Source organism: Microbacterium sp. 4-7 (assembly GCF_014332665.1).
Classification (GTDB): Bacteria; Actinomycetota; Actinomycetes; order Actinomycetales; family Microbacteriaceae; genus Microbacterium.
Window position 1 is genome coordinate 835,383 of record NZ_MCRH01000001.1, and the last position, 8,509, is coordinate 843,891.

The window sequence follows — 8,509 nt, forward strand, 5'->3', positions numbered from 1 at the left end:
TTCCTCGAGGCGGGCGATTGGCGGTGTCCGTCGAACGGACTACAACGCTTTAGCAGATGAAACCATCCGATCCCGTCGCTGTCAAGGTCTCGGGACTGCGTGCATCGGCGGGCCGCGGTATTCCGGGTAGCGGTCCGTTGCTCAAGCGTTATAGTGGTGCGACCATGTCCTCGTCGGAGGGCTCTGTCGGAAAGGTCCGAACACATGACGCAGCGCCGCGCTCTCGATGCTCGCCTGAGATTCGGGGCGAACTACACGCCGTCGAAGGACTGGATGCACTCCTGGCTCGACTTCACCCCCGACGATGTGCGCAGGGACTTCGCGGCGCTCGCCGAGCTCGGTCTCGATCACGTCCGGGTCTTCCCGTTGTGGACGGTGCTGCAGCCGAACCGTACTCTGATCCGCCCGAAGGCGATCGACGACGTCCGCTCGATGGTCGACATCGGCGCCGAGTTCGGGCTCGACGTCAGCGTCGACGTGATCCAGGGGCACCTGTCGAGCTTCGACTTCGTCCCGTCATGGTTGTACACCTGGCACGACCGCAACATGTTCACCGATCCGAAGGCGCTCAGCGGGCAGGTCGACCTCGTTCAGACGCTGGCCGGTGCGCTGCGCGATGCGCCGAACTTCCTCGGCCTGACGCTGGGCAACGAGACGAATCAGTTCTCGGCGCACACGCACCCGTCCCCGTGGCCCGTGACGATCGACGAGGCAGGGCACTGGATCGAGTCGCTGCTCTCCGCGGCCGAGGGCGCGGCCCCCGGTCTCTCGCACGTGCACAGCGAGTATGACGCGGTCTGGTACATGGACGGGCACGGCTTCACCCCCGCGCACGCGTCTCGGCTGGGCGAGATGACCACCATCCACTCCTGGATCTTCAACGGCACGGCTCAGCGCTACGGCGGCCGTTCGGTCGCCTCCGACCGCCACGCCGAGTACCTCATCGAGCTCTCGCGCGCCTTCGCGACGGATCGGGATCGACCGGTCTGGCTGCAGGAGGTCGGCGCTCCGTCGAACTGCCTCGACGAGAGCGAGATGCCCGGATTCCTCGAGGCGACCCTGCGATCCGCGGTGCGCACCGAGAACCTCTGGGGCGTGACCTGGTGGTGCTCGCACGATGTGAGCCGAGAGCTCGGCGACTTCCCCGAACTGGAGTACTCGCTGGGCCTGGTCGATCAGAGCGGTGCGGCCAAGCCGATCGGCCGCCGGTTCGCCGAACTGATCCCCGAACTGCGCGAAAGGGCGGCCACGCCGGAGCGGGAGACGGCCATCGTCGTCGACGTCGACGAGCGCGAGGTGCCGGTGAGCCGGGCGGCGCTGAGCCCGGGCGGTGCCGTGTTCCAGGCGTGGGTGGATGCCTGCGAGCGCGGGCTCGACCCCGCCTTCGTGACGTCTCAGACGGTGCGCGACGACGCGGCGCTCGCCGCGCGCGGCATCCGTCACCTCATCCGTCCTGATCTGTCGACGAGCGGTGTCGACCCCTACGGCTCCGTCAACACCGTCGTCAGCGGCTGAGCGCGACGCCGTAGCGGCCGAAGGGCTCCGTCAGGACGCGGCCGTCGGCGGGGCGGTGCTCTCGCGGGCGGTGAGCGTCGGCGTCGGGCCCTGCGCGCTCGGGAGGTTGGTCCCGGCGACGATCTGCTGCAGCAGCAGTGTCGCGGCCTGCTCGCCGAGCTCGAACGTGTCGCGGGTCATCGCGGTGATCGACGGATTGATCAGGCCGGCGATGACGGAGTCGTCGAAGGAGGCGATCGACACGTCGCGGGGCACCGCGCGGCCCATCTCCTGAGCGACGCGGAGGCCGGCGACGGCCATCACGTCGTTGTCGTACACGATCGCCGTCGGGCGGGGCCTCGCGGAGAGCAGCGATCGCGTGACCGCGGATGCGCGTGCGGGGGAGAAGTCCGTCGTGATCACTTCGCTCGAGACGCCGTCCGCAGCCATGCGATCGAGCACCTCGGCACGCAGTCGGGTGTGCTCGAGCTCGGCGGGACCCGCCACGTAGGCGATGCGGGTGTGTCCGAGCGCGGCGAGGTACGAGAAGAGGGTCTCGGCCACCTCGTCGTCGGCGATCCAGACGCTCGGCACCGCTCCCTCGGGTGAGGGCTTGGAGCCGATCAACACGGCGCGGGCGTCGAGGGCTGCGATCCGGTCGCTGCGCGGGTCGTCGTCGCGGGGGTCGATGAGGATGATGCCGTCGACCTGGTTCGACGAGCGCCACTGCCGATGCACCTCCATCTCCTCGGCGATGTCGGTGACCAGCCGCAGCTGCAGGCTGACCTTGCTCTCCGACAGTCGGGATTCGATGCCCGCGATGAGGTCGGTGAAGAAGGCCTCGGAGCCCAGCGAACGGGCGGGGCGTGCGAGCGCGAAGCCGACCGTGTTGGCACGGGCTCCCACGAGGGCGCGTGCCGCCGAGCTCGGCTGCCAGTGGTTCTCCTCGACGATCGCGAGGATCCGCTGGCGCGTCTCGTCGCTCACCCCCGGGCGTCCGTTGAGCGCGAACGAGACTGCTCCGGGCGAGACTCCGGCCATGCGCGCGATGTCCGCGATGGTGACGCGTTTGGCCGAGGTCATGGGCCTCACACTACTTGATCGGTTTAGCCGCTCGGTAGCCGCACGACAGGGGTCTGACACGCTCGGTGCGAGATTCACTAGATCGCTTTAGTAAATCCGATAGCATTGTCGGCACCTGCCCGAGAATCGGGCTCCAGTCGCGCACAACGCCTATGCACCACTCACCGTCGAGCCCGGAGAACCAGATACATGCATGACGACACCTCGCTCACCGTCGGCCGCGTCAAGAGGGTGCTCGACGAGCGCATCCGCCCGGCCGTCCACTCGGCCGCCGTCCCCCTCACCGTCGAGGTCAACCAGATCCCCGGCGAGCCGATCAGTCCCGCCGACGGGCTCGCACTGGACTTCGCCCCGGCATCCGTGCCGAGCATGTGGGGTCCTGCCTGGTCGACGACCTGGTTCAAGATCACCGGCGCAGTCCCCGCCGACTGGGCGGGCCGTCGGGTCGAGGCCGTCATCGACCTCGGGTTCGACATCAACATGCCCGGCTTCCAGTGCGAGGCGCTCGTCTACCGGCCGGACGGAACGCCGGTGAAGAGCATCAACCCACGCAATCAGTGGCTGCCGATCACCGAGACCGCGCACGGCGACGAGCCGGTCGAGCTCTACCTCGAGGCGGCCGCCAACCCGGTTCTGCTCGACTACCACCCCTTCCTGCCGACGCAGGAGGGCGACATCCGCACGTCCTCCCGCGAACCGCTCTATCGCACCCGCCGCATCGACCTCGCCGTCTTCGAGCAGGAGGTGTTCGAGCTGTCCCTCGACCTCGAGGTCCTGTTCGAGCTCCAGGCCGAGCTGCCGGCGACCTCGCCGCGACGGATGCAGATCCTGCAGGCGATGGACGATGCCCTCGACGTGCTCGACCTGCAGCACATCGTCGAGACCGCTGCCGATGCCCGAGCTCGACTGGCGCCGGCGCTCGCGGCGCCCGCCGAGGCCAGCGCCCACCGCATCTCGGCGATCGGACATGCGCACATCGACTCGGCCTGGCTGTGGCCGGTGCGCGAGACGATCCGCAAGGTCGCCCGCACCACGTCGTCGATGGCGACGCTGATCGACGAGCAGCCCGACTTCCTCTACGGGATGTCGAGCGCGCAGCAGTACGCATGGCTCAAGGAGCACCGGCCCGAGGTCTACTCCCGGGTCAAGGCCGCGGTCGCGGACGGGCGATTCCTGCCGCTCGGCGGCATGTGGGTCGAATCCGACACCGTGATGCCGTCCGGCGAGTCGCTCGTGCGCCAGTTCTCGTTCGGTCAGCGGTTCTTCGAACGCGAGTTCGGCATCCGCTCGAAGGGCGTCTGGCTGCCGGACAGCTTCGGATACTCGCCCGCGCTGCCGCAGCTCATGCGCCGGGCCGGGTTCGAGTGGTTCTTCACGCAGAAGATCTCGTGGAATCAGCAGAACGTGTTCCCGCACCACAGCTTCCTCTGGGAGGGCATCGACGGCTCGCAGGTGTTCACGCACTTCCCGTCGATGGACACGTACAACTCGCAGCTGAGCGGCATGGAAGTCGCCAAGGCATCTCGTCAGTTCAAGGAGAACCGCGTGACGTCGCGGTCGATCGCACCGGTGGGCTGGGGCGACGGGGGCGGTGGCACCACGCGCGAGATGACCGGCAAGGCGAAGCGCCTGGAGAACCTCGAAGGCAGCGCGCGGGTCGTCTGGGAGCACCCGGACACCTTCTTCGAGGCGGCCAGGGCCGAGCTGCCGACCCCGGCCGTGTGGGTCGGCGAGCTCTATCTCGAACTCCACCGCGGAACGCTCACCAGCCAGCACGCCACCAAGGCGCTGCACCGGTGGTGCGAGCACGCACTCGTCGAGGCGGAGCTGTGGGCGGCGACGGATGCCGTGCGCACCGGCGCCGCATATCCCCAGGCCGAATTCGACCGCCTGTGGGAGACGGTGCTGCTGCACGAGTTCCACGACATCCTGCCCGGCACCTCGATCGCCTGGGTGCATCGTGAGGCCGTCGAGGTCCTCTCGCGCGTGCTCGCCGATGCGCAGGCGCTCGCCGACGCCGCGCGCCGCTCCCTCGCCGGAGAAGGCGAGCGCGAGCTGCGGTTCGTGCCGACCTCGGTCGGCGGCGGTCGTGCCCTCGGCGCCGGCTTCGTCGAGGCGCCGGCCCCGGCGTCCGTCCTGCTCGCAGGAGAAGACGGCGGCTGGCGACTCGAGAACGAGCTGGTCTCCGTGCTGATCTCCGCCGAGGGACTCGTCGTCTCGGCGGTGGACAAGGCGTCGGGCCGAGAGGCGGTGGCCGAGGGGCGGGCGGCGAACCTGTTCCAGCTGCACCAGGACTTCCCGAACATGTGGGACGCCTGGGACATCGATCGCTACTACCGCAACAGCGTCGACGACCTCACCGCGGTCGCATCGATCTCGGCATCCGTCGTCGACGGGGTCGCGACCGTCATCGTGACCCGGGCGTTCTCGGAGTCGACGATCGAGCAGACCATCACGCTCGCCCCGGGCGAGCGCACCGTGCTGTTGCGCAACGACGTGGACTGGCACGAGACCGAGAAGCTGCTCAAGCTCGCCTTCCCTCTCGACATCCAGGCCACGCACACCGAGGCCGAGACGCAGTTCGGCTACCAGTCGCGGGTGACGCACACGAACACCAGCTGGGAGGCTGCGAAGTTCGAGACCTCGATGCACCGTTTCGTGCTGGTGCGCGAGCAGGACTTCGGTGTAGCGCTCGTCAACGACTCGATCTACGGGTACGACACCTCGCGCGAGGTCTCGGACGACGCGGTCGCGACCACCGTGCGGCTCTCGCTGCTGCGCGCACCGCGGTTCCCCGATCCCGACACCGATCACGGGCACCACGAGATCACGATCGGCTTGGTGATCGGAGCGGATGCGGCGATCGCGACGACCGAGGGCATCCGACTCAACACCGCGCCGACGGTCGTGCACGGCGAGCGCGAAGTCGCGCCTCTCGTGTCCGTCGACGGCGACGGCATCGTGGTGTCGGGCGTGAAGCTCGCGGATGACGGCTCCGGTGACGTCATCGTCCGTCTCTACGAGGCGCTCGGTCGCCGCGCCGTCGGTTCGCTGGTCGCCGACTTCGAGCACAGGGAGATCCGTGAGGTCTCGCTGATCGAGGATGCGATCGACGACCCGCGCGTCGGCGGAGAGCTGCGCCTGCGGCCGTTCGAGGTGCGGACGCTGCGCATCGTGCGCTGAGGCAGTCGGGAGGATGTCCTTCGACCGGCGTCCTCCGCGGAAGAACCCATGGCGGGCGGGGATCCCCGAGCAGACCACCGGTGGTGTGAAACGAGACGCCTCGAGTCGCGCCCAGGGTGCGCGTCGACAGGCGAAGCGCGACTCGCGCTGAATGCCACCCGAGGGGCGGCGAGCGGATGCGGCCATTGTGGCGGCCGCCTCACGGGAGGACGATGGGCGGATGGCGACCGTCGATGATGTCCGTGAGATCGCTCTCGCGCTCCCCGGTGTGACCGAGCGTGTGGGCGGACACACCGGCGAGCCCTCCTGGCGCCTGGCGAGCGGTCAGATCGCCTGGGTGCGTGGGCCGAGCAAGGTCGATCTGCGGCAGCTCGCCGACCTCGGGCTCGAATGGCCGGAGGGGCCCGTGCTGGGCGTGCGAGTCGGCAGCCTCGATGAGAAGGCGGCATTGCTCGCCGCAGAGCCCGAAGGGCTGTTCTCCATTCCGCACTTCGACGGGTACCCCGGTGTGCTGGTGCAGCTCGATGCGGTCGAGCGCGACCGGCTGGCGGAGATCATCGCGGACGCCTGGCTGGTGCGGGCTCCGGTACTCGTCGCGAAGCAGTGGCTCGCGGACCGCGGGTTGGACTGACCGCGCCGCGATCAGGCCTCGTTCAGGCCGCGACGAGGAACGGGCGGGCGGCGTCGAGGAACGCGCGCGGGTCGTCGGCCCACAGGCGGATGCGGTCGACCTGATGAGTCCCGCCCTTCGGCGCGAGGCCGGGGAGCCGGATCGCGACGGGGCGTTCGAGTTCGATCTCGATGTTGGTCTCGTCCTGCATCCGCTCGGCGTACTCCGAACCGATGACCCGCGGCTGCTTGGGCTCATCGACGCGACGACTGATCGCGATCGACGCGATGTCGGCCCAGCCGATCGGCACGTCCAGCTCGAGTCCGCTGCGCACTCGGACGCCGTCGGGCCCCACGGCGTGCGGGCGCATGAGCATCGCGCACAGCAGGCCGACCATCCAGGTGACACCCCAGATCCCTAGCACCAGCAGAGTGATCCGCACGACGGGCCACTGATGCACGATCAGGTCGAGGATCGGGATCTCGACAGCGGAGAGGCCGATGAAGATGAACAGCACGGTGAGCACGGGACGGTGATAGCCGATCCCCGTGCCGCCCTTCGGGACTGCGGGACGGCGGGCGATCGCACGCGCGATGCTCGAGTAGACGCGAAGCTCGGCGACCCATGCCCGATGGAGGAAGTTGAGGATGCGCGCGATCCGGGTCGGGCTCGGAGCGGTCGTCTGCAGATGCTCGGTCATGGTGTGCCCTCCGGTGTCGGTGCCGGGGCCGGTGTCGGCACCGGTGTGGGTGCGGGTGCGGGTGCGGGGGCGGGTGCGGGGGCGTGCGCGCTCGCCGCGGAGGTGACGAGGTTCTCGAGATGCGCGGCGACGGCTGTCAGGCCACGCTCGACCGCGGCGCGGTCGTCGGGGGCGATCGCGTTCAGCAGCGTCTCATTGAGCTGCGCGTGCTCCTCCTGCATCTGCGACATGGTCTCGAGGGCGGTCGAGGTGAGCTCGACCAGCACGGCGCGGCGGTCGGAGGGATGGGGGGTGCGACGGACGTGACCTGAGCCCTCGAGTGCGTCCACGAGAGCGGTGATGTTGCGAGGTGTCACCCCGCAGAGGGTGGCGAGGGTCTGCTGCGTCGACGGACCGGTGTGCTGCAGGACCCACAGGAGGTGCACACGGGTCGGTGTGAGATCCGTGCCGGCGAACGCGCGGGCCATGTCCTTCTGGAACAGGTCGGCGATCTGAAGGAGGCGGTCGACGAAGAGGGGTTCCATGTGGTTACCCTATTACATTGTTACTTATGTTCACAATAGGCGTCGCTTGATGGCGTGCACCCTGCGCTGTGCCATTCTGGGAGATTGGAATACGGATCTGATCTGGGGTAATTCTTGGTGGTTTCGGGTCTCGAGTGTCGGTGGCCCCGGGTTGACTGGGGGTATGAACAGCACTGCGGAGCTTCTGGATCGGGTCATCGCCGACCTCGACACGGTGCTGTCCGATGACGCGCTCGCGGGGTTGTCGGATGCGGATCGGGTGACTGTTCTGCAGGGTGCGGGTGCTGTCTTCCGCCGCGCGGAGGCCGTGATCGTCGAGACGATCGCGACGGGCGACGCGGCGGACTTTCCGCATTCGGCGGGGTGTCGGGGGCTGAATGAGTTGTTGCAGCGGGCGGTGTCGGTGGATGTGCGGGGCGCGTCCCGGGTCGACAGGGTCGTCGATCTGGTGCGGCGTCCGGTGAGTCTGGCGGGGGAGAGGATGCCGGCCCGGTGGTCGGAGATGCGTCTCGCGTTGCTGGATGGGGTGGTCGGGGTGGCCGGGTTTCTCGCGGCGACGGGGCCGATCGAGAAGGTGTGGGATCGGCTGACGGTGGATCAGCGGTTGGCGGCGGATGTCGCGTTGGCGGGGTGTGCTCGCGGCCACGGCGTCGTGGTCGACGCTGATGATGAGGGCCTGGAGGCTGATGAGCCGGGTCCGGCGCCGACCCCGCAGGACTTGAAGGCCCTTGCCGAGGATCTCGCGTCGATGTTCGACCCCGATGGGGAAGAACCCAAGGATGAGGACTCCCGGCGCCGGCGGGGCATCACGATCGGTCGTCTCACGGACGGCGTGCACGCGATCCGCGGGTATCTGACCCCAGAGGTCGCGGCGCAGTTGCAGCTGATCCTGGACGCGATCCTCAACCCCAAAGG

At 68.7% G+C, this 8,509-nt stretch carries 7 protein-coding genes; 4 read left to right on the plus strand and 3 right to left on the minus strand.

What is annotated here, in order from left to right:
* Positions 1–204: 204 nt before the first annotated feature.
* Positions 205–1,515, plus strand: a complete 1,311-nt coding sequence (locus tag BEP68_RS04050; protein WP_187249284.1) for a glycoside hydrolase 5 family protein — start codon at positions 205–207, stop codon at positions 1,513–1,515.
* Positions 1,516–1,545: 30 nt separating this feature from the next.
* On the opposite strand, the gene BEP68_RS04055 is transcribed toward BEP68_RS04050, so the two are convergent.
* On the minus strand, positions 1,546–2,577 hold the full coding sequence (locus BEP68_RS04055; protein WP_187249285.1) for a LacI family DNA-binding transcriptional regulator: 1,032 nt from the start codon (positions 2,575–2,577) through the stop codon (positions 1,546–1,548).
* A 189-nt stretch (positions 2,578–2,766) separates the two neighbouring features.
* Between BEP68_RS04055 and BEP68_RS04060 the strand changes: the two genes are divergently transcribed.
* Entirely contained in the window at positions 2,767–5,760 is a 2,994-nt protein-coding gene (locus BEP68_RS04060; RefSeq protein ID WP_187249286.1) for an alpha-mannosidase, read from the plus strand.
* 220 nt (positions 5,761–5,980) lie between these two features.
* A complete protein-coding gene (locus tag BEP68_RS04065) occupies positions 5,981–6,391 on the plus strand; it encodes an MmcQ/YjbR family DNA-binding protein (protein ID WP_072592038.1) in 411 nt (136 codons plus the stop codon).
* A gap of 22 nt (positions 6,392–6,413) precedes the next feature.
* Here BEP68_RS04065 and BEP68_RS04070 read toward each other — a convergent pair whose 3' ends face one another.
* Both BEP68_RS04070 and BEP68_RS04075 read right to left on the minus strand, forming a co-directional pair.
* On the minus strand, positions 6,414–7,070 hold the full coding sequence (locus BEP68_RS04070) for a hypothetical protein (protein WP_187249287.1): 657 nt from the start codon (positions 7,068–7,070) through the stop codon (positions 6,414–6,416).
* Entirely contained in the window at positions 7,067–7,594 is a 528-nt protein-coding gene (locus tag BEP68_RS04075; RefSeq protein WP_187249288.1) for a MarR family winged helix-turn-helix transcriptional regulator, read from the minus strand. The genes BEP68_RS04070 and BEP68_RS04075 overlap by 4 nt, the downstream gene beginning before the upstream one ends.
* A 163-nt stretch (positions 7,595–7,757) precedes the next feature.
* On the opposite strand from BEP68_RS04075, the gene BEP68_RS04080 reads away from it, so the two are divergent.
* Positions 7,758–8,509: DUF222 domain-containing protein (locus BEP68_RS04080; RefSeq protein ID WP_187249289.1), on the plus strand; the 752-nt coding region annotated here is incomplete at its 3' end.

What these genes read in the sequence shown, in the direction of transcription:
- BEP68_RS04050 (WP_187249284.1), top strand. Translation starts at nt 205, where the DNA reads ATGACGCAGCGCCGCGCTCTCGATGCTCGCCTGAGATTCGGGGCGAAC.
- BEP68_RS04055 (WP_187249285.1), bottom strand. Translation starts at nt 2,577, where the DNA reads ATGACCTCGGCCAAACGCGTCACCATCGCGGACATCGCGCGCATGGCC.
- BEP68_RS04060 (WP_187249286.1), top strand. Translation starts at nt 2,767, where the DNA reads ATGCATGACGACACCTCGCTCACCGTCGGCCGCGTCAAGAGGGTGCTC.
- BEP68_RS04065 (WP_072592038.1), top strand. Translation starts at nt 5,981, where the DNA reads ATGGCGACCGTCGATGATGTCCGTGAGATCGCTCTCGCGCTCCCCGGT.
- BEP68_RS04070 (WP_187249287.1), bottom strand. Translation starts at nt 7,070, where the DNA reads ATGACCGAGCATCTGCAGACGACCGCTCCGAGCCCGACCCGGATCGCG.
- BEP68_RS04075 (WP_187249288.1), bottom strand. Translation starts at nt 7,594, where the DNA reads ATGGAACCCCTCTTCGTCGACCGCCTCCTTCAGATCGCCGACCTGTTC.